The following is a 21,069-nucleotide window of genomic DNA, read 5'->3' as shown; positions in this document are numbered from 1 at the left end:
TCACAAAGGCGGTTACTTTACCTGAAATTTTGCTTTTGTCCTAATTTCAAAACGTAAAAAAGACTCAATAAATTCACCCGACAAGCACAACACACAGGATTCATTCAATAGAGGTCGTTTATACCCAAGTGACTTCAAGATGCAGGATTCAGAGCGTTGTCATTGATTCGAGAGCAAGGAAAACAACGCAGTGTAATAACCAGCTCTTTCCAAGTTGTTTGACGCAGCCATTTGTTTGACTAAAAAAGCGAGTCAAAGACACGTCCCAAAGGGCGCTCTTTGCAAATATAAGGGCCTTGGCTTGTATACTTTGTTGCCGATTCTTGATTTAGACCCACTAAACCTTTAAATCGCCGCCGCGTCTACAAACCAAGTCAGTCTCGCTGAACCTAGCATCTCGAGGTTACTTGGGTATAGTAGTGACAACGAAAAAAGCCCAAGCAATTCAATACTTGGGCTTTGATAAAAAGTCTGGTTTAAAACTGTTCTATCGTGTCGCCAGATTTAAACTCCACTTTCCTATTTTTATAACTGGTGTAGCAGAAGACAATAATAAACTTCAGCGTCATGATGAGAATGATGGTAGGCGCTGGTGCACTGTCAATGAAAAAGCTCAAGTACACACCAAGAAAAGCACTCAGCAGTGACATACATAAGGCAAGCAACACCATGCTGTGGAAACGGCGCGTTAGTAAGAATGCAGTTGCCCCGGGAGCAATCAGCATCGCGATAACTAAGATCATCCCAACAGCCTTAAGTGCAGCGACAATGGCTAACGATAGTAACGAAAGCAAACCATAATGGAGAAACTTAACAGGCAGACCAATTGCTTGCGCGTGTTGGTAATCAAATACGAAAACTAACAAATCTTTTCCTTTGAACACCGCAAAAAGCACAACAAGTAAAGCGACGATTGCGGCTTCAATGATGTCCGCCCAACTCACACCTAGTGCATCACCAAACAAGATATGATCTAGGTGGACGCCTACTTCGATTTTGGTCATCAATACGAGACCAAGCGCGAACATGGCAGAAAAGACTACGCCCATAATGGTGTCTTCTTTGATACGGCTATTTTCTTTTAAGTAGCCTGTTGAAAGCGCACAAAATATACCCGCAGCAAACGCGCCAACGGTGTAAGGGATAGCAAGGATATAGGCAATCACCACACCAGGAAGAATCGAGTGCGCGATGGCGTCCCCCATCAACGACCAACCTTTCAATACAAGGAAGCAAGACAATAAAGCCGTTGGAATTGAAACAAGCAAAACAATCAAGAATGCTTGCTGCATGAATGTGAAGGTAAAAGGCATAAGGAGTGTATCAAGCATTTTTGTGCTCCTTATTCATCATAGGCATTGAAGACGCTGATTCACGATTCTTTTTTGCGATTTGTTGTTTGCTTTTACGTCTAATCGCAATTTGACCATGCTTAGGTGCGAAAACAAATGCCATCAAGAAACAAGCTGTTTGCAGTAAAACGATGATCCCGCCAGTCGCGCCATCAATGTAGTAACTGACGTAGGCACCAACGAATGAACTTAGAGACCCAATTGCAACAGCGTAAACAATCACGCGTGAAAATCGGTCAGTCATTAAATACGCTGTAGCCCCTGGAATAACAACCATCGCAATAACCAAAAAAGCACCAACGGTCTGCAACGCTGCGACAGTACATGCACTTAGAAGCGTAAAAAACAACACTTTCAATCGGGTCGGGTTCAGTCCGACACTCTTGGCATGGTTCTCATCGAAAAAGACCACCATTAGGTCTTTCCATTTGACGAGCATAACGGCAAGCGAGATACCACCAATAATAACTAACTGGAATGTATCGGTCGGCGTGATGGCGAGCACATTACCTAATACAATAGTTTGAATATTCACCGCGGCAGGGAAAAGTGAAACTAAAAATAACCCCAGACCAAAAAAAGACGTAAATATCAAACCAATGATGGCATCTTCTTTTAATTTGCTTCTTTGGCTCAAGAACAACATTCCAGCGGCAGCAAGACCACCAGACAAAAACGCGCCAAAGGCAAAAGGTAAGCCGAGCATATATGCACCAGCAACCCCAGGAACGATCGAGTGAGAAAGTGCATCACCAATGAGTGACCAGCCTTTCAACATTAGGTAAGTCGACAGAAAGCCGCAGACACCGCCAATCAATGCACTCACCCACATGGCATTCACCATGTAGCCATAGTCAAAAGGTTCGAGTAAATAATCCATAAAAATGAACTCCTTACTTGTCTGGACGCGAAACCGGAACAGCTTGCTGCTCACCATACATAACAACTGGACGTTCGTGGTCAGACAATACTGTCAACTTACGCTCATCATCATCTTCATGAAGATCTTTACCGCCAAGGATGAAGTGTCGAAGGACGCCACCAAACGCAAGTTCGAGGTTTTCGGGAGTGAAGATTTCGCTAGTCATCCCGGAAGCAAGCACAGTTCGATTGATCAATACGGTGCGGTCACAAAAATCTGGCACACTACCTAAATTGTGCGTGGATACCAGCATGACTTTGCCCTCATCACGTAAGTCACGCAGCAACGCCATGATTTGTTCTTCCGTTTGAACGTCGACACCAGTAAAAGGTTCATCCAACAAAATAACGTCACTCTCTTGCGCCAATGCGCGCGCAAGAAAAACACGTTTCTTTTGTCCGCCAGAAAGTTCACCTATTTGGCGTTTTCTAAACGCGGTCATGTTCACGCGATCAAGTGCAGCCGTCACCATGTCATGATCGGTTTGCTTTGGAATGCGGAGTAATCCCATATGACCATAGCGCCCCATCATGACAACATCTTCAACCAGAACAGGAAAGTTCCAATCGATTTCTTCGCTTTGCGGTACGTACGCGACAACATTCTGTTTTAGAGCTTTTTTTGCCGGCATACCAAGGATCTCAACCGATCCTTGGCTAACCGGTACAAACCCCATAATGGATTTGAATAACGTCGACTTACCGCTGCCATTCACACCAACAAGAGCCGTAATTGATCCTTTTGGAAGAGAAAAACTTGCATCATATAGCGCGGTATGACCGTTGCGATAAGTGACACTAATGTCTGATACTTTAATTCCTGCCATTACTGTTCTAGACCCTCTGCGATTGTGTTTGAAGTCACTTTCAGTAAGTCTAAGAAGGTTGGCACTGGACCGTTTTTACTGCTCAATGAATCCACGTACAAGACACCTGCATATTTAGCCCCTGTTTCACGCGCAACCTGCTGTGCTGGCTTTGCCGATACCGTGCTTTCACTGAATACCGCAGAGATCTGATTTGCACGAACTTCATCAATAACGCGTTTAACTTGTTGTGGCGTACCTTGCGAGTCTGCATTGATTGGCCATAGGTAGAGTTCTTTAAGACCGAAGTCTCGAGCCAAATAGCTGAATGCCCCTTCACTTGTTACCAACCAACGTTTGTCTTCTGGGATTTGAGCCACTTTTTCACGAATAGGCTGAACCATATCCATGATCTGCTTTTTGTATGCTTCAGCATTCTTTTGGTAAGTCTTTGCATTAACACTGTCGTATTTCACGAGTGCATCACGAATATTATCGACGTATATCAGAGCATCACTTGGAGACATCCAAGCATGGGGATTAGGTTTGCCACTGTAAGGACCTTGAGCGATGCTCATCGGCTGCACACCCTCGGTCACAATCACACTTGGCACATCATGAAGATTTTTGAAGAACTTTTTGAACCACAGTTCTAGGTTCAAACCATTGTACAGAATAAGATCCGCGCCTTGAGCGCGTCGAATATCACCAGGGGTCGCTTGATAGTTGTGAATCTCAGCGTCAGGTTTAGTAATCGACTCAACAACAGCCGCATCACCAGCTACGTTTTGAGCCATATCCGCGATAATGGTGAAAGTTGTCACTACTTTAAATTTCTCGGCTGCCATTGCTGCCGTGCTTAATCCAAGTGACATCATAGACAAAAGTACAACCGCAGGTTTGGCAAAAGAGCCAATTTTTAATCTCATCCCTGTTTTCTCCAGAAGGCAAATAGTTACTTTGAAAAGATAGAAGGATTCTACCTTTCATTAGCATTACTGTAAATGATAATAGTTATCATTTACAGTAATTTTAGCCTTTATTTCTGAAAAGGACGAGATTGGCTCACTTTTCCAATTACATTGCTGTCACGACAGCCTTAGCATTTAACCCTTTATCTAAGCTGACTAGCAATAACTGACATGGCTCTTGATTGAGCTTCTCCCCGGTCCAGTAATCATACCAATCTGTTGGTTGGTCTGCGGTAAGCGTAAATTCTGTCGCATCATCGTTCGCGTAGTTAAACAAACAGTGCAGATCATTCTTAGATGTTAGTGGCAGAAAAGCATGGTTCAAACCTAATGCGGTAAACTTAGCCGATTCTTGATTACGGCGTTGACGCAGCATCAGTTTCGCTAGCGTCTTACTCGCAAATGGGGTGATTTCTGGTAGAGGGTCACCGGAAAGTAGTAGACCGCCACACGCTAGCAGCACGTTACGATGGAATTGATAATCTTCACGCGAGGCTGCTTGGTTAGGTAATGAAGTGAACGTTGCGCAATCTGGGTCGATTTGCCATAACTTGCGATGCTGCCAACTGCGGAAGAAGGTCTCTTTGGCAATTTGCTCAAAGCGATGACTATGGCGCTCTACATCGTCAGACACACGCATGGCATCGACTAAGCCCAAAGAAGGCCACATTGGTGCGTTACAACCCAATAGCCATGCATCTCCTGCCCCTTTAGCGATCGCTTCCATACCCATACGGTAGGCTTCTACACCGGTTACGCCCGATTGACTGCGCTTACCTTTTAAAGTGCCCCAATAGTTTGCGTCTAATTTGAATAGCTCAACACCCCACTCTTCGCGCATGACAGATACGACGTGAGTTAAGTGATCTTGGACTTCAGGGTTTGAAGTATCGAGAATGTACCAAGGTGTACAACGCCAACCACCATAGGTGACATCTTCAGCTTTCAGAAGCTCTCCGTCTTCGTGACGCACAAACCAATCGGGATGCTTTTTGAAGATTTCTGATTCTGGCTGGGCAATGAATGGTGCCATCCAAATGGCTGGTTTTTTACCTTTTGCACGAATGTTATGAATCAGCTCTTTTACACCACCAGAGAACTTATCTGAAGGCGTTAGCCAATCTCCCATAAATGCTTGGTAGCCATCATCTAGCAGTACCCATTCGAGCTCAGCCAGGTTGTCTTGCATACATTCCACGTTTTCCAAAATGTTGCCTTCGGTCACGTCCGCGTAGTAGGCATACCAAGAGCACCAACCAACCGGAGCGTCTTGCATTACTCCGTTACGTGCAGGGTGATGTTCTGCAATCATCTCACTGTATTCTTGATACAGCTCAGATAACGAACTCCCACGTAACACAACAACCGATTCAAGATGGTTATGTTCCCAGTCTGCAACTTGCGTTCTTTCACCATCGATTGCTGCTGAAAGTACCCAATGTTCACCATGTTGCTTCACCTCAAAGTAACCAGCAAAGCGACGGCAAGTAGTGAAACCAAATAAGGTGTAACCTGCAGAGTCTTCTACAACTAAATAGTTGTAGTAACGCTTTGGTGCGCTCTCAGGGTAAATACGGTAGGAATTGTTGTTATCGGGGCAACGACCAATGTCGATAGGTTGAGAAATGGTACCGCTGGTCTGTGCCAACATTTGGAAGCCATCACCGATAACGGTTGCGCCTTGCTCATAGAGAAAAGGCATTTGAAACAAGACTTCACGGTCAGTAAAGGTTTTATTGTGTATCCCGGCAAAAGAAAAGTGAATTTGGTTGCCGACGATTTCGAATTGAAGATCGTTATCACTTACTGAGATCTCAGTATGATTGGCCAATTGAATGGTCTGAGCCATAGAAAATCTACTCACTTGATTATTATTGTTTAGTTTGGCTCATTATCCTCCGCTTCTGCTGCTCAATTCGTTATCGACGTCACGAATCTGTTGCTCTTGAGCAAGCCCAAACTCGGTATTGAGAGAATGCTCACTGAAATTTGGTCAAAAAAATACCAGCCCGAAGGCTGGTATTTTATTTAAAGCTTAGTGCTCTGATTAAGCAACTTCGATTGGACCACCGAATGAAGTAACTGGTGGAACTTTACCAGTGAACTTCTCGAAGTTTACGATACATGTATTCGCAGAAGTCGCCTGTGCTAGCTCAGAAGAACCGATATCTTGAGTTAGAGTGTTAGGGTCACCGTAAGTACAGATTGCACCTACTTTCTCGTTTAGAGGACCGTACCACGCACCTTCTTCGATACGGATAACACCACGTGGGTAGCTGTCAGTAAGTACAGCACCAGCAAGAAGCTGACCACGATCGTTAAATACGCGTACCAAGTCACCGTCTTTGATGCCTTTCGCTTTTGCATCAGCCGGGTTGATGTATACAGGCTCACGACCTTGAACAGCGTAAGTTGCACGGAAGTCCTCAGATTCACACATCTGAGAGTGCAGACGCTTGTCTGGGTGGCAAGACTGTAGCCAGTACGGGTGTTTGTCAGAGCCAGGACCACCGTGTGAACGTTCTGATTTCTCGAACCACATAGGGTGTTCTTGACAGTGTTCGTAACCGTAACGACCGATCTTACGAGAAGTGATCTCGATGAAACCAGAAGGTGTACCCAGTGGGTTGATTTCTGGATCTTGACGGAAGTCAGCGTGACGAACCCAAGGCTTACCTTGACCGAAGTCTAGTACGCTCTTCTCCCAGAACTCATCAAATTCTGGCATTTCGAACTTACCGTCGTTCGCTTTCTTACAATCGTTGTACAGGCTGCGGATCCATTCCATCTCGCTCATGCCACGAGTGTACTCGTCGCGACGACCAAAGCGTTGAGTCAGTTCACTCATGATTTGGAAGTCTGGCTTAGATTGGAACAATGGGTCCACTAGACGATGCATAGCAATCAGACCTTTGTTCGAGTAAGAACCGTACACGTCGATGTCGTTACGTTCCCACTGAGTACATGCTGGAAGCACGATATCAGAGAAACGACACGTTGCAGTCCAAGCGAACTCAACCGTTACTACTGTTTGTAGCTTCTGGAACGCTTGCTTCATGCGGTTACGATCTTGGTGGTGGTGCCATGGGTTACAACCCGAGATCACCATCATCTTGAAGTCTGGAAGTTTAACTTTACCACCGTTGTAGTTGATCTCTTTGCCTGGTTCTAGCAGACAGTCGATCCAACGAGCAACAGGGATGGTACGGCTGTAACCGTTAAAGTCGTTGTTGTCCCACTTCGGCTTCATACCAGTATCTAGGTTACGAGGGAAACCACCAGGACCCGCGAAACCAGTTGAAGGTACACCGATACTTGAGTAGTGGTGACCGTAAGAGATACCACCGCCAGGCAGACCAATTTGACCAACCATTGCTGCAACTACTGCTGCTGCCCAGTATGGTTGCTCACCGTGCTCTTGACGTTGGATACACCAACCCATAAGGATTTGTGTACGACCGTTCACTAGCATGCGTGCGAATTCACGAATCTTGTCCGCTTTCACGCCACAGATAGGAGCAGCCCACTCAGGTGTCTTAACAACTTTATCTTTCGTTTCACCTTGAACGTACTTGATGAAGTCTTCGAAACCTAGACAGTAAGTTTCAATAAACTTCTTGTCGTATAGGTCTTCGTTGTACAGTACGTGCGCAACAGCAAGCATGAATGCTACGTCTGTTAGCGGGTTAATGTATAGGTGATCGTTCTCTAGGTAACGTTGAGTCTTGTTCTTAACTGGGTCTACAGAAAGAACATTGATCTCGCCTTTCGCTACTTTTTCCTTCAACTGCGCTAGGTAGTTGAAAGATTCATGCGTTTCACAGTTCCAACCTACTTGCAGGTTTTTCACTGGGTCATTTGCCCAAAGAATGATGTTGTCTGAGTTCTCTAGAATTTCAGACCAAGACGTACCTTGTGCATAAACTTCTGTTGAACCAAGTACGTAAGGCATGATGGTTTGACCTGCACCAGTCGAGTAGTCACCTACTTTAGTGATGAAGTTACCGTGCATACCTACAGCACGTTGCATGTGTGCCGTACAGTTGTTGAACGCACCAGTTTGGTTCCAACCAGTTTGACCTGCGTGTAGAGCCCATGGTCCGTATTCTTTCTGAACACGTTCTAGCTCACGGTAGAACAGGTCTAGAGCTTCATCCCAAGTTACACGGATGAAACGGTTGTTACCGCGCGTCTCAGCGCTGTATTTGTGCTTCTTCAGCCAATCTAGACGAACCATTGGGTAACGAACACGTGATGGGCTGTAGATGATGCCCTTGATGCCGTTCAACATTTCTGTTGGGTTCTGGTCTAGTTCTAGCGGTTTGATCTCTTGAACTTTACCCGCGTAGATGTGGGCGCGGAACGCGCCCCAGTGTGAACCTGTTACTTTCCAAGTACCAGTAGTCTCAGCTGCGTTTGCAGATGCTGAAGCCAATAAGCTTGGACCGATAACTGACGCTGCACTTGTGGTTGCTACACCTTTAAGAAAACTTCTTCGTGTAATAGCCATTTAATTTACTCCAATCCGACGCTTATTAGTGGTGACCTTCAGCATAATCTGAAGAGTGCTTCTGTAGGTACTTCAAGATCAGTGCTTCACTGTCTGTATCTAGGTTAACGAACGCTAGCATACCATCGAACATACCTGGCCATGTGTTCGCATCGAAGTGCGCTTCAGCAGGTTGTGTGTGACATACAGAACAGTTAGTTTTGTAAGCTTCTTTTGATTTTTCCCATACAGGGTTGATGTCGTTCAGCATAGATTCTTTCTTGATCCATACTTTCGCAGCTACTTTCTCCCAAGGAAGACCTGTTAGCTCATCAACTTTCTTCTCACCAGCAGTCACAACGTTAGCGTCTGTTGATGCTTCTTTTAGTAGTGATGCTACTGCGATGTTCTTACCGAAGTCTTCTTGAATTACACGACCGAAGCCTTTCGCTTTACGCCAGCCATCGATTTCAACTTCAACGTAGTCGCCTTTCTCTTCAAGAACTTTAACAGTCGATGCAGGGTTTAGAAGACCTGCTTCTTTAGCACCTTTATCGTCGAAGTAGATTGGTAGGTGACGAACACTTACAAGTTGTTGACCTACACCGTAGTCAGTGTTTGAAGTCATACCTTCAAGGTCACCAACGATACCACCAATGCTGTCCATACCTGCTGGCAGGTTGTGTGCGATACCTTTGTGACAGTCAACACAGCTTTGGTCTTTCTCAGCTGCTTGTTTCATTTGGATACGAGCCGTTGGAGACATTTGCTCGAAGTCCATAGAATCGTAGTTGTGACAGTTTTTACACTCTAGAGATTTGTTTGCAGAGAAACGATCCCATTCGTGTTTAGCAAGTTCGATACGGCGCTCTTCGAAAACACCCGGTTCGTCGTAGTTGCCAAATACTTGTGCAAATACTTCTTTAGATGCTTGCATTTTACGAGCGATCTTATCTGTCCAGTTGTGTGGAACGTGACAGTCAGGACATGTAGCACGAACACCAGAGTGGTTTTTCCAGTGAACCGTGTCTTGCAGTTCAACGTATACGTTGTCACGCATAGTGTGACAGCTAATACAGAATTCTTCTGTGTTGGTTGCTTCTAGTGCGGTGTTAAAACCACCCCAGAAAATAACACCAGCGATGAAACCGCCCATAGTCAGCACGCCAAGGCTGATATGAACTGCCGGGCGCGTCATCGTACGCCACAGTTTAATGATTAATGATTTCATTATTTGCTCTCTTAAAATCTTTTCAAAAGTGTGGTTGTGAGCTCACTGGCTTACATGCCGTGTGCGCCTGGAGGACCAAAGAAGAACACTTGTAGTGCCCAAACGATAAATCCGTAGCCACCTACGAAAGCCACACTCAGAATTGGGAAGAGAACAACTGCAATGAAGAGGAAAGACTTCCACTCCAGGGAGCGTTTTTCACCACTCTCAATTTTGTTAACATCACTCATACATTTGCCTATTTTGTATCTAGTGTTATTGAAAAGCCTGCGTTACCAAGCTTAAGTTTTTTACAATCTCTATTGGAAAATGTTAGACCATACTAATAGTAAGGTTCAATCAAATCTGACGCTCCAGCCCTTGTTATCCAACACTTTTTTGAGCTCATCCAGAGATGTGTTTGATTGATATTCTTTGTGAAAGAATATTAATAGATGTGAAAAAATAAGTCTTTTGCAAACATGTTAAGAATACAACATGAGATTAACTTTGTTTACATTTTTATGGATTTTTTCGTGCTACTAAATCGCTATTTTTTCGACTAAAGACAATACTTTGTGATCTTTATGTTAAGAAAACTTCACGAAGTCTTAGCGATCATTTTGTCGATGAGATTGCGAAAAAACAGAGCTTAGCAATTCATAAACCTATGCCACTTCGTTAGAATCAAAGCATTGATTTTGGGAGAAGGTTTATGAATCAAGTTGTCGATATAAATTGGTTTGAGCTTGCACTTTTTAGTTTGATTCTTATTGTTCCACTCACCATCAATGCTCGCTATAAATTAGGAATTGCGAAAGATACAGCGATGAGTGTTGCGCGAATGACAGTGCAACTCATTTTGGTTGGTGTGTATCTGGAATACCTTTTTAAGCTAAATAGCTTACTCGTAAATTTACTGTGGTTATCCATTATGGTTGTCGTCGGAGCAAGCTCAATTGTGGGCAAAGCTAATCTTCCGAAGAAACCACTCATGCTCCCACTGATTACTGGCTTGTCTTGCAGTCTAGTCCCTCTTCTTGCCGCTATCACTTTAGGTCTCGTAAAGCCAGAACCATTCTACAATGCCCAATACATGATTCCGTTAGCAGGCATGCTGTTAGGCAATAGCTTAAGCAGCAATATTGTCGCGTTGCAGAACTTATTCACCGCTTTCGAACAACGCAAGTCAGAGTACGAGGCAGCCATCTCATTGGGAGCCGCTCCTAGGTATGCCTCCTTCCCTTTTCTTCAAGAAGCCCTTCGCAAATCCCTTGCGCCAATTCTTGCTTCTATGGCGACAACAGGCTTGGTGACGCTCCCTGGTATGATGACAGGTCAGATCTTAGGTGGTGCTAGCCCGATGGTCGCCATCAAGTATCAATTGGTTATTATGCTGGCGATTTTTGTCATGCTCAGTGTGTCTGTAGCGATCACTTTAGAGATGACACTAAGTTGTGTACAAACCAAAGAAGGACGTATTAAAGTGAAGTTTATCAACAAGGAAAAAACATAAAACCGGTCACTTCGTCATCACATAAGCGTCTCATTTTATGAATTTTTCTCGATCAAAAAAGATACTCACGATCTTTGAGACAGGTTATCCACAGAAAATGTGGATAAACCCCGAAAACCCATAAGCAACCAGAAACATAAGCGCAACTTTGAGACCACTGTACACTGCGAAATTTAATGGTCACTGATTGGTCATTGAACCGTCATCTTACTCTTCTAAAGTGCAATTAAACGACATAGGGAGAGCACCATGGATAGGTTAGCCGTACGAGAAAACTTCGATGAGTTGCAGTCAGATTCGCCCGTTGATTGGCTGACTCAGGAACCGGTAGAAATGACGTCTCATTGGATTCCAAACGAATATGGCATCAACGAAGAATTGGTTTAAACATCGGTTGAGCGAAGTTTAGATAAAAGAAAGGCAAGCCATTTAGCTTGCCTTTTTTAAAAGTTATTTCAGATGCTTGTCTTCATCACGTAGATAAATCATCCAATACCACATGCCAACGAAGACACCACCACCGATGATATTACCGATTGTCACAGGGATTAGGTTGTTCACTAAGAATCCCATCATGTTTAGATCCGCGTAATCTGCAATGTTTGCACCTGTCATTTGCCAAAACGATTCAGGTGCGAAGTATTTAATACCGATCGCCATTGGTACTTGGAACATGTTAGCGATACAGTGCTCAAAGCCAGCAGAAACGAACATAGCTACCGGCAAGATCATTACGGCGATTTTATCAGTCAATGTGCGACCACTGAACGTCATCCAAACTGCGATACATACCAAAACGTTACACATAATGCCCAGCGCGACAGCTTGGAAAAAGCCATGATGCAGTTTGTGCTGCGAAATGGCCATCGCATTCAAGCCCACTTGACCACCGTCGAACATGTACTGTTTGGTGATCAGCATACACACAACAAGCAAAACCGCACCAACCATGTTACCGAAGTACACAACCAGCCAGTTTTTCATTAAGGCTTTCCATGAAATCTTGCCGCTTGCACGTGCCACCAGCGTAAGAACTGAGCTAGTAAAAAGCTCGCCGCCGGTTACTACCACTAAGATCAGACCAAGACTGAATGCCAAACCACCAATAAGACGTGTAATGCCCCATGGAAGATCACCAGCACCTGTGGTTACGGTTGTATAAAAAATAAAAGCGATACCAATGTGAAGACCTGCTGAAATTGCCAACAGGAAAGATTTCATTGGAGCTTTAGTTGCTTTGCCAACACCTACTTCGGCGGCACGTTCAGCAGCCTGAGGTGGTAATAATGAGTCAAACTGATTGAAGTTCATGGAAGTGTAACATTTAGAAACAATTAACGAGGCGCGGATAATCGCTCCATTTCCAGACTTTTTCAAGGGCTATTTTTCATGTTTACCAAATTTGTTGTTGTTGAGAGAGTAATCGATAAAATTCAACTATGAGTTATTGTCCTAACCATTATTAATATTTGGGTCAAATGTTTACCGTAGAATAAAATTTCCGCGTTATATCAGAGCTATAGCGCTACACTTAACATTTCTAAGGGTTTTCTATTGCTCAACCTTAGTTTTCAGACTAGCTTGGATAAAAAAGTACGAAGGAATTACCTATGAAATATTCAGCTGACCATATCGCCGAACTGAACCTACTTCTTCAATTCGATTTAAGCAGCGCAGCAACAGGCATCAAAGTCCACAAAGAAGCTTCTGAAGAAATGCAGGCAGCCGTTGCTCGTCTGTACGAAAAACAACTATGTACACAACCTGATGGCGGTTATCTAACTGACGAAGGTATCGAAGTTGCAGAACACGCAGATAAAATTCTTCGAGTCCTTTCTGCTGAATAACGATATTTAAATAAACCAGTATCGGAATTAAAAAAGCCACCGCAACGGTGGCTTTTTTGATAATTAAATTTATCTAGACTCACTATATTAAGCAATGAGCTTTCTCATTTTTCCAAATGGTTGAATTTTATCATACGCCCAGTTAAAGCCCGTTGCATAAAATAAGAAGAAAATTAAGAAGCCCGCTTCTAACGCTAATGCCTGTAGCAGAGTGATTTCCAAAAACCACGCGATCACCGGAATAGACAAGAAGATTAATCCACCTTCAAACCCCAAAGTGTGACCAATGCGCATCGCTAGACTGCGCTCTTCACGGTTTGGACCAAACCACTTGTCAAAGTACAAGTTATAAATGTAGTTCCAAACTACGGTGTAAAGACTCAGACCAATACCCACCACTGCTAAGTCACTGGATCCCTTCCCTGTTATTAAAGAAGCAGCAGGAATAATGATCGCCAATGCAATCATTTCAAATAGTACAGCGTGAAAGATACGTTCGTTACGAGTCATGATGTTTTACCTAAATAGTTCTACTCAATGACTGGCATTTTATCTATCATTAAGATAAGTAAAAGTTAGATACCATCGGTTAAAACGATATGTTTACTATTGAACAACTACAAGCTTTCGCCACTACATCAGAAGCAGGTTCTTTCTCCGCAGCAGCCCGTAAGCTTGGACGAGCACAATCGGTGATCAGTCAGCACATCATGAACATGGAACTTGATTGCGGCGTGGACCTTTTTGATCGAACTGGTCGTTATCCAAAACTGACGGAGAAAGGTCATGAGTTAATGCCTTACGCACTTGCAACGCTTAGCCAACTTGACCGACTGAATAATAAAGCGTCTCAACTTTTTTCCAGCCCTGCAACCAAGCTTGTCCTTGCTGTTGACGAAGGGATTCCGCTCACCCGCCTCCCGATTGCATTGAAAAATTTAGAAAAAAAGTTCCCAAGTCTACAGGTGGAATGCTTGACCGCATCCAGCCCTGACATTATTGAACTAATTAAATCAGAACGTGCGACAACGGGCATCATCTTAAGTGACTTACAAATGCCTAAGAATGTTGATTTATCTAACCTAGGGCATATTGGTTTTGATGTGTTTGTTTCATCACAACACCCTTTAGCAATACAGCCAATCCGAAACATCGACGAGCTAAAGCAACATCGTCAACTGGTAATCCGTTCAAAGAATGAAGACGTGAGCGGTCTTAATCAGGCGTTTAGCCCAGATATCTGGTACGCTGATGATTACTACATATTATTAGAACTGGCGAACAAGGGATTTGGCTGGTGCTTTCTTCCTGAACATTTGGTGTCTTACGCACCAAATACCTTAGTGAAACTTGGCGAAGAATTCACAAAACTGGCATGGCAAGTCAACATTGATTTGATACAACATCAGAAATGGCATTCCGATCCCCTGCATCAACAAGCCAGATTAGAGTTACAAACCCTGTTTGAGTAGTCATCAGGGCATACCGTAGGAACATACAGATGGCAAATATATTGATCGTAGGCGCAGGCTGGCTAGGAGCGCCACTTGCACAAACTTTAGCTGACCAAGGACACCATGTTACGGTTACCCGTCGTAGCCAATCTAGGCTAGATGAACTTCCAATCACTTCCGTACGAACGGCTCAACTTGACCTTAGCGAGCCAAGAGCTCAACAGAAAATTGTCGAACTGATCAAACAAGAACAAATAGAACGCATTGTCGGATCGTTTCCTCCAGGTTTTCGCAAAGGAAACGGACAAGAATACGCACAGCAATGGCAACGATTAGTTGAAGCCGCAAAAGTAAGTGGTGTGGAAAAGCTTTTGATGGTCAGTTCAACGACGGTCTATCCAAATTTGCCCGTCGATATGAGAGAGGAAGACGCCACATTCGCTTTAGCGCAAGACAATCCGCATTTCTCTGATAATGCACGTATTATGCTGCAAGCCGAGCAATACGTGATGGACTCCGGTATTGACTACGCTATCGTTCGCTGTAGTGGTTTGATTGGTGCCGACCGACACCCGTCTCGCTTTGCGTTGCGATTAAAACAGGTCAGTCGCAAAGCGCCAGCGAATATGGTGCATCAAAACGATGCTGTTGCGGCAACGGCTTTCGCGCTCAATCAAATTGAAAATGAGGTAGTTAATGCGACCACGCCAAATACCGTCAGCAAAGCTGAGTTTTATCAAGCTGCCATTACGCAAAGTGATTTAGACATTGCCCTTCCGCCAGTCACCGAAACCGCCGATAAGCGAATCCTTGCAGACAAACTTATCTCGCTTGGTTACCAGTTCCAATTCACCTCAACGCTGGACGCACTATGAAACTCTATCAACACATTGAAACCTTGTGGGAGTACATGCAACTCAAGCATAAGCTAAAGCCTGCTGACTGCCTATTTGTAATGTGCAGTAATGACTTACGCGTAGCCGAACACGCCGCTAAGCTTTACCATCAAGAATTTGCGCCACTCATTGTATTTTCTGGTGGCGAAGGGCGTTTTACGGATGGTTTATTTGAGAGAAGTGAAGCTGAGACTTTTGCAGATATCGCCAAGCTTGCAGGTGTACCGAGCGAAGCAATATTGCTCGAAACAAAGTCGAGTAACAGTGGTGAGAACGTTCGCTTCACTGAGCTGTTATTGAAAGAAAAAGGGATTAGCTGTGACTCTCTGATTTTGGTTCAAAAGCCATTTATGGAAAGACGCGCCATTGCAACCTTTGAAAAACAGTGGCAATCGCCTTATTCACAGCTTCAAGTCACGTCCACAGCGCACCCTTTCTTTGAATATATCAACGAAGAAATGCCACTAATGATGGTGCTTGAAGCGCTCATGGAAGATTTTTCTCGTGTGAAAACCTACCCAGAGAAAGGCTTTCAAACAAAACAAGAGATTCCTGCCCACGTTGAGTCTTCTTATCAAGCACTTCGAGAAAAGTTTGAGTTTGGTCTCGCGTAATCCTTCACTTACGGACCAACAGCTAGACAGTAAAAAGCCACCGAATTCGGTGGCTTTTTCTTATCTAACTCTTATCTAGACTGGCTTACTTACCAAGTGCTTCTTTATAATGCTGGCGACAAACGGATACGTAACGATCGTTACCACCGATTGCGACTTGATCACCTTCTTTGATTGCAACACCGTGCTCATCAGTACGGATAACCATGTTTGCCTTACGACCACAGTGACAAATCGTTTTGAGTTCCACCAACTTGTCTGCCCAAGATAGCAGGTACTTGCTACCTTCAAAAAGTTCGCCTAGAAAATCGGTACGAAGACCATAGCAGAGTACAGGAATATGCAGCTTATCAACCACTTCTGTTAGTTGGTAAACCTGTTCTTTCGACAAAAACTGACACTCATCAATTAGGATACAGTGACGTTTTTCAACTTCATGCAGTGCCGCGATCTCTTGGTAAAGGTTGGTATCTGGACGGAACAAATGCGCGTCTGATTGCAAACCAATACGAGAGCTCACCTTACCTACGCCGTAGCGATCATCTAACGCTGCTGTGAAAATCACAGGCGTCATGCCACGTTCTTGGTAGTTAAATGAAGATTGAAGAAGAGTTGTCGATTTACCCGCGTTCATTGCCGAGTAATAGAAATACATCTGAGCCACAGAGCACTACCTTCGTTAAAGTTTAGAATTTATAAAAGCTTGTAAAGAAAAGGGCTGAATCATCAGCCCTTTTAAAAGATTCAATTACTTACGTCGCCACGTTGTGCCTTCTGGACCATCTTCCAGAACAATGCCCATTTCCGTCAGCTTGTCACGAGCCATATCTGCGTTAGCCCAATCTTTTGCTGCACGAGAATCGTTACGTAGCTTAATTAGTGCTTCGATTTCAGCCACTTCATCGTCGTCGCCTGCATCACCTTTTAAGAATGCTTCTGGATCTTGGTGAAGAATACCGATCACGTCAGCCAGTTCACGCATTAGCGCACCTAGCTCGCTCGCTTTCTCTAGGTTTTCTGTCTTCAGACGGTTTACTTCACGCGCCATGTCAAACAGTACTGAGTAAGCTTCTGGTGTGTTGAAGTCATCGTTCATCGCTGCTGTAAAGCGAGTTACGTATTCTTCACCACCCGCTGGCGCAGCATTTAGATCCAGACCACGTAGAGATGTGTATAGACGCTCAAGAGACGCGCGTGCTTGGTTTAGGTTATCTTCGCTGTAGTTTAGCTGGCTACGGTAGTGACCAGACATTAGGAAGTAACGAACGGTCTCAGCATCGTAGTGACCTAGAACATCGCGGATAGTGAAGAAGTTACCTAAAGACTTAGACATCTTCTCACGGTCTACCATTACCATGCCGCTGTGCATCCATGTGTTCACGTACTGAGTGTCGTGTGCACAGCATGATTGCGCGATTTCGTTCTCGTGGTGTGGGAACTGAAGATCAGAACCGCCGCCATGAATGTCGAAGTGGTTGCCTAGGATTGACGAGTTCATAGCAGAACACTCAATGTGCCAACCTGGACGACCTGGACCCCATGGTGATTCCCATGTTGGTTCTCCCGGTTTAGACATCTTCCAAAGTACGAAGTCTAGCGGGCTACGTTTTGCTGTTTCGATATCGACACGAGCACCAGCTTGAAGCTGATCAAGGTCTTGCTTAGACAGCTTGCCGTATTCGTTGAACTTACCTACTTCAAACATTACGTCGCCATTGTCTGCAACGTAAGCGAAACCACGCTCGATTAGCTTTTCAACCAATTCGATGATTTCAGCAATGAACTGAGTCGCACGAGGCTCAACGTCAGGACGTTTCATGTTTAGTGCATCAAAGTCAGCGTGCATTTCACCGATCAAACGTTCAGTGAGTGAATCACAAGACTCGCCGTTTTCTGCCGCGCGTTTGATGATTTTGTCGTCGATATCAGTGATGTTGCGTACAAACGTTAGATCGTAACCAAGGTAACGTAGGTAACGAGAAACAACATCAAAAGAAACGAAAGTACGACCGTGACCAATATGACAGAGATCGTAGATGGTAACTCCACAGACATACATGCCAACTTTGCCGGCTGTAATTGGTTTGAATTCCTCTTTCTGTCTTGTGAGTGTGTTATATATCTTTAACATGATCTCTATCTATGATTGTGAATGAATAACAAGAACGCCGAGTATAACAACTCAGACCTTATTAGGTAATAGCAATTAACCGATAAAACGATAATCGGCTAAACTTCAAGCACAAAACTATGAATTTGTTCTTCCTGAGTTTTTAAAGCGTAATAACTTAGGCTAGAATCGCAGTTTCAATACAACACAGTAAAGGAAAGTAGCATGATCACCCTTCACACTAATTTTGGTGACATCAAGATTCAACTAAACGAAGAGAAAGCGCCAGAGACAAGCGCAAACTTCCTTCAGTACTGCCGCGACGGTTTCTATGACAACACTCTTTTCCACCGTGTTATTGACGGCTTCATGATCCAAGGTGGTGGTATGGAGTCTGGTCTACGTGAAAAAGCTACACGTGCACCTATCAAAAACGAAGCAAACAACGGTCTTAGCAACAAAGTGGGTACACTTGCTATGGCTCGTACTATGGAGCCGCATTCAGCAAGCTCTCAGTTCTTCATCAACGTAAACAACAACACGTTCCTAGATTTCCGTAGCGAAAGCCTAGATGGTTGGGGTTACTGTGTATTCGGTGAAGTAATCGAAGGCATGGACATCGTAAACAAGATCAAAGGCGTTAGCACTGGTTCTTACGGCATGCACCAAGACGTACCTCTAGAAGATGTAATGATCACTGGTACTACAATCGAAGAGTAATTCTTTAAAATTGCCACCAAGAGATAAGTTTGTGGGGAGGCTTCGCCTCCCCTTATTTCTATGACGACATTATTTATATCTGATCTTCATCTCACCCCATCACGTCCGGACATCACGGAGTGCTTTGTTACGTTCATGCGTACAGAGGCGATCCATGCAGATACTTTGTATGTGCTCGGTGATTTGTTCGAGTTTTGGATTGGTGACGATGATAACACCCCTTTCGCAGACCAGATCCGCGCTGAATTTAAAGCGCTGACGGATTCTGGTGTCCCTGTTTTCTTCATCCAAGGCAACCGAGACTTCCTCCTAGGTAAACGCTTTTGCAAAGAAACCGGTATGACGTTGCTCGACGACGTTTGTACGATTGACCTCTATGGTCAAAAAGCCGTTATCTTACATGGCGATACACTTTGCATTGATGATGTGAAATACCAAGAGTTTCGTAAAACCGTTCATAAACCATGGCTTCAATGGTTGTTTAATCGAATTCCTTGGTTCGTTAAGAAAAGAATTGTCACCAAGGTTCAATCAGACATTCGAGATGATAAAAAAACCAAGTCTCTCGATATCATGGATGTAAACCAAGGCGAAGTTGAACGTGTTATGTCTCAAAACTGCGTCAACTTGATGATTCACGGTCATACACATCGTCCAAATACACATTTTTTTGAACTTAATGGTGCTAAAAACACCCGCATCGTTTTAGGTGATTGGTATACCCAAGGCTCAGTTTTACAAGTAAATTCTGACGGTTTTGACTTACAAACACGACCGTTTGACACAGAATTGAAGTAAAGCTTGTCGAGCGTGTAGAAGATTGACGCGTAAAGCATAGAAATTTTACAAAAAATCGCTATCATCGTAATACTAAGTTAAACAGAACAAAGTACCGCATTGAAGTATTCATACGTAGCTCGTCAACCGATACTAGACAGAGAAAAGCGTACCATTGGGTACGAGCTTCTCTTTCGTGACGGTCCGAAAAACACCTTTCCAGAAGTAGAACCAGAAATGGCGACTAGCCGACTTTTGTCTGATCACTTCTTGACGACTCACTACAGCACACTAGGTGATAAACTTGGCTTTGTTAATTTTCCATACCAAAGCTTAGTCAACCTAGTTCCTACTCTATTTCCTAATGAGTCGTTAGTTGTAGAGGTGCTGGAAGATTGCGAACCGACAGATGAGCTACTTCATGCGATAAAACATCTGCACGCATCTGGTTATCGTGTCGCATTAGATGACTTCGTTCCGACCAAGGCTTGGAAGCGCTTCTTACCATACGTCGCTATCATTAAGTTTGATATCCGTTTGGTGCCTATAGACAAAGCTGCAATCTATATTCGTTCTCTCGGACATTTTGGTATCGACTTCTTAGCAGAAAAAGTCGAAACCTATGAAGAGTTTGAGCAAGCGATGGATGCTGGTTTTAACTACTTCCAAGGATACTTTTTCAGTAAGCCAGAGATGATTCAGAAGAAACGCCTCAACCCAGCGTTTTTGACGGTTATACAACTGTGCAAAGAAATTGCAGATAAACCTATCGATTTCAATGAGGTAGAACGTCTGTTTTCTATTGATGTGACTTTGTCTTATAAGCTGTTGACTTACGTAAACTCAGGTTACACGCTCACAACTAAGATTAAGTCTTTCCGTCAAGCTCTGGTTTACCTTGGTGAAGAGCGCTTAAGACGCTTTATTTCTCTTGTGGCGATTGCCTCAGTGCACGAGGATAAACCTGACTCTCTCTATTCGTTAGCGATTCAACGCGCACGTATGTGTGAGATTTTGTTGAGCCAGATGAAAACCAAGTATGATCCGGGGCAAGCATTCCTGACAGGTATGTTTTCACTGCTGGACTCACTACTCGATCAGCCACTATCCGATGTAATCAGCGACATTCCAGTCGATGAGGAAATCAAACAAGCACTCACCAGTCGAAAAGGTGTATTAGGCTACCTACTTTCAATGATCATTGCTTACGAGAAAGCCGATTGGGAAACGACGGAAAAGTACTGTAACGCGCTCAAACTGAATGAACCACAATTAGCGAAGGCGTTCAGTCAATCCACTGCGTGGGCCCAAGAACTGCTGTCTCAAACGCCCTAAATCGCTATAATGCCCCAAAAGAATACCTCCAGCCTCACTGATATGCCCAAG

General features: G+C 44.1%; 21 protein-coding genes. 9 read left to right on the top strand and 12 right to left on the bottom strand.

The annotated features are described in order from the left end of the window. Window positions 1-476: 476 nt before the first annotated feature. From J4N44_RS06365 to torE, 8 genes are all read right to left on the bottom strand, one after another. Complete coding sequence (locus tag J4N44_RS06365; RefSeq protein WP_005450714.1) at window positions 477-1,331, bottom strand: metal ABC transporter permease; 855 nt, start codon at window positions 1,329-1,331, stop codon at window positions 477-479. Then, on the bottom strand, window positions 1,324-2,232 hold the full coding sequence (locus J4N44_RS06360) for a metal ABC transporter permease (protein WP_239923820.1): 909 nt from the start codon (window positions 2,230-2,232) through the stop codon (window positions 1,324-1,326). Before J4N44_RS06360 ends, J4N44_RS06365 begins: the two co-directional genes overlap by 8 nt. Before the next feature lie 13 nt (window positions 2,233-2,245). After that, window positions 2,246-3,100 carry a manganese/iron ABC transporter ATP-binding protein gene (locus J4N44_RS06355; RefSeq protein ID WP_005450718.1) on the bottom strand — a complete coding sequence of 285 codons (855 nt, stop codon included), beginning with the start codon at window positions 3,098-3,100 and terminating at the stop codon, window positions 2,246-2,248. Next, window positions 3,100-4,008: a metal ABC transporter substrate-binding protein gene (locus tag J4N44_RS06350; RefSeq protein ID WP_005450720.1), complete on the bottom strand. Its 909-nt coding sequence runs from the start codon at window positions 4,006-4,008 to the stop codon at window positions 3,100-3,102. Before J4N44_RS06350 ends, J4N44_RS06355 begins: the two co-directional genes overlap by 1 nt. 148 nt (window positions 4,009-4,156) lie before the next feature. Then, on the bottom strand, window positions 4,157-5,899 hold the full coding sequence (locus J4N44_RS06345) for a glycoside hydrolase family 36 protein (protein ID WP_252044974.1): 1,743 nt from the start codon (window positions 5,897-5,899) through the stop codon (window positions 4,157-4,159). 198 nt (window positions 5,900-6,097) lie between these two features. Then, the gene (gene torA, locus J4N44_RS06340) at window positions 6,098-8,560 is read right to left on the bottom strand and encodes a trimethylamine-N-oxide reductase TorA (RefSeq protein ID WP_005450724.1); all 2,463 of its coding nucleotides are present in this window, start codon (window positions 8,558-8,560) and stop codon (window positions 6,098-6,100) included. A gap of 25 nt (window positions 8,561-8,585) precedes the next feature. Further along, a complete protein-coding gene (gene torC / locus J4N44_RS06335) occupies window positions 8,586-9,770 on the bottom strand; it encodes a pentaheme c-type cytochrome TorC (protein ID WP_005450726.1) in 1,185 nt (394 codons plus the stop codon). Between the two features lie 50 nt (window positions 9,771-9,820). Next, a complete protein-coding gene (gene torE / locus J4N44_RS06330; protein ID WP_005450728.1) occupies window positions 9,821-10,000 on the bottom strand; it encodes a trimethylamine N-oxide reductase system protein TorE in 180 nt (59 codons plus the stop codon). Between the two features lie 464 nt (window positions 10,001-10,464). Between torE and J4N44_RS06325 the strand changes: the two genes are divergently transcribed. Together J4N44_RS06325 and J4N44_RS06320 are read left to right on the top strand one after the other, a co-directional pair. Further along, entirely contained in the window at window positions 10,465-11,265 is an 801-nt protein-coding gene (locus J4N44_RS06325) for an ABC transporter permease (protein WP_005450730.1), read from the top strand. Between the two features lie 249 nt (window positions 11,266-11,514). After that, on the top strand, window positions 11,515-11,652 hold the full coding sequence (locus J4N44_RS06320) for a hypothetical protein (protein ID WP_005450732.1): 138 nt from the start codon (window positions 11,515-11,517) through the stop codon (window positions 11,650-11,652). A 63-nt stretch (window positions 11,653-11,715) separates the two neighbouring features. On the opposite strand, the gene focA is transcribed toward J4N44_RS06320, so the two are convergent. Then, the gene (focA, locus tag J4N44_RS06315; RefSeq protein WP_005450735.1) at window positions 11,716-12,576 is read right to left on the bottom strand and encodes a formate transporter FocA; all 861 of its coding nucleotides are present in this window, start codon (window positions 12,574-12,576) and stop codon (window positions 11,716-11,718) included. 299 nt (window positions 12,577-12,875) lie between these two features. Between focA and J4N44_RS06310 the strand changes: the two genes are divergently transcribed. Next, the gene (locus J4N44_RS06310; protein ID WP_005430269.1) at window positions 12,876-13,112 is read left to right on the top strand and encodes a TIGR02647 family protein; all 237 of its coding nucleotides are present in this window, start codon (window positions 12,876-12,878) and stop codon (window positions 13,110-13,112) included. An 87-nt stretch (window positions 13,113-13,199) separates the two neighbouring features. Here the strand turns inward: J4N44_RS06310 and J4N44_RS06305 are convergent, their stop codons facing one another. After that, window positions 13,200-13,622: a PACE efflux transporter gene (locus J4N44_RS06305; protein ID WP_005450737.1), complete on the bottom strand. Its 423-nt coding sequence runs from the start codon at window positions 13,620-13,622 to the stop codon at window positions 13,200-13,202. Window positions 13,623-13,711: 89 nt separating this feature from the next. Between J4N44_RS06305 and J4N44_RS06300 the strand changes: the two genes are divergently transcribed. Genes J4N44_RS06300 through J4N44_RS06290 form a run of 3 tightly spaced genes read left to right on the top strand, consistent with a single transcriptional unit; the run spans window position 13,712 to window position 16,076 of the window. Continuing rightward, complete coding sequence (locus J4N44_RS06300) at window positions 13,712-14,584, top strand: LysR family transcriptional regulator (RefSeq protein ID WP_005450739.1); 873 nt, start codon at window positions 13,712-13,714, stop codon at window positions 14,582-14,584. 29 nt (window positions 14,585-14,613) lie between these two features. Beyond that, complete coding sequence (locus J4N44_RS06295; RefSeq protein WP_053051022.1) at window positions 14,614-15,441, top strand: NAD(P)H-binding protein; 828 nt, start codon at window positions 14,614-14,616, stop codon at window positions 15,439-15,441. After that, window positions 15,438-16,076 carry a YdcF family protein gene (locus J4N44_RS06290; protein WP_053051021.1) on the top strand — a complete coding sequence of 213 codons (639 nt, stop codon included), beginning with the start codon at window positions 15,438-15,440 and terminating at the stop codon, window positions 16,074-16,076. The genes J4N44_RS06295 and J4N44_RS06290 overlap by 4 nt, the downstream gene beginning before the upstream one ends. Window positions 16,077-16,161: 85 nt before the next feature. On the opposite strand, the gene J4N44_RS06285 is transcribed toward J4N44_RS06290, so the two are convergent. Together J4N44_RS06285 and cysS are read right to left on the bottom strand one after the other, a co-directional pair. Beyond that, the gene (locus J4N44_RS06285; RefSeq protein WP_005450744.1) at window positions 16,162-16,740 is read right to left on the bottom strand and encodes a thymidine kinase; all 579 of its coding nucleotides are present in this window, start codon (window positions 16,738-16,740) and stop codon (window positions 16,162-16,164) included. Window positions 16,741-16,824: 84 nt separating this feature from the next. Next, window positions 16,825-18,207 (bottom strand): cysteine--tRNA ligase, encoded by a 1,383-nt coding sequence (gene cysS, locus J4N44_RS06280; RefSeq protein WP_005437232.1) that lies wholly within the window; start codon window positions 18,205-18,207, stop codon window positions 16,825-16,827. Window positions 18,208-18,411: 204 nt separating this feature from the next. Here cysS and J4N44_RS06275 point away from each other — a divergent pair, with 204 nt between their 5' ends. The 3 genes from J4N44_RS06275 (at window position 18,412) to J4N44_RS06265 (ending at window position 21,018) form a co-directional block, all read left to right on the top strand. Next, on the top strand, window positions 18,412-18,906 hold the full coding sequence (locus J4N44_RS06275) for a peptidylprolyl isomerase (RefSeq protein ID WP_005437228.1): 495 nt from the start codon (window positions 18,412-18,414) through the stop codon (window positions 18,904-18,906). Between the two features lie 60 nt (window positions 18,907-18,966). Further along, on the top strand, window positions 18,967-19,704 hold the full coding sequence (gene lpxH, locus J4N44_RS06270) for a UDP-2,3-diacylglucosamine diphosphatase (protein ID WP_026000110.1): 738 nt from the start codon (window positions 18,967-18,969) through the stop codon (window positions 19,702-19,704). 99 nt (window positions 19,705-19,803) lie between these two features. Further along, window positions 19,804-21,018, top strand: a complete 1,215-nt coding sequence (locus J4N44_RS06265; protein WP_009698175.1) for an EAL and HDOD domain-containing protein — start codon at window positions 19,804-19,806, stop codon at window positions 21,016-21,018. The last annotated feature ends 51 nt before the right edge of the window (window positions 21,019-21,069 follow it).

The sequence above is a fragment of the Vibrio sp. SCSIO 43155 genome, assembly GCF_023716605.1.
GTDB lineage: Bacteria > Pseudomonadota > Gammaproteobacteria > Enterobacterales > Vibrionaceae > Vibrio > Vibrio harveyi.
Note: the sequence above shows the minus strand (reverse complement) of the source record. Positions and strands in the feature narration are given on the sequence as shown.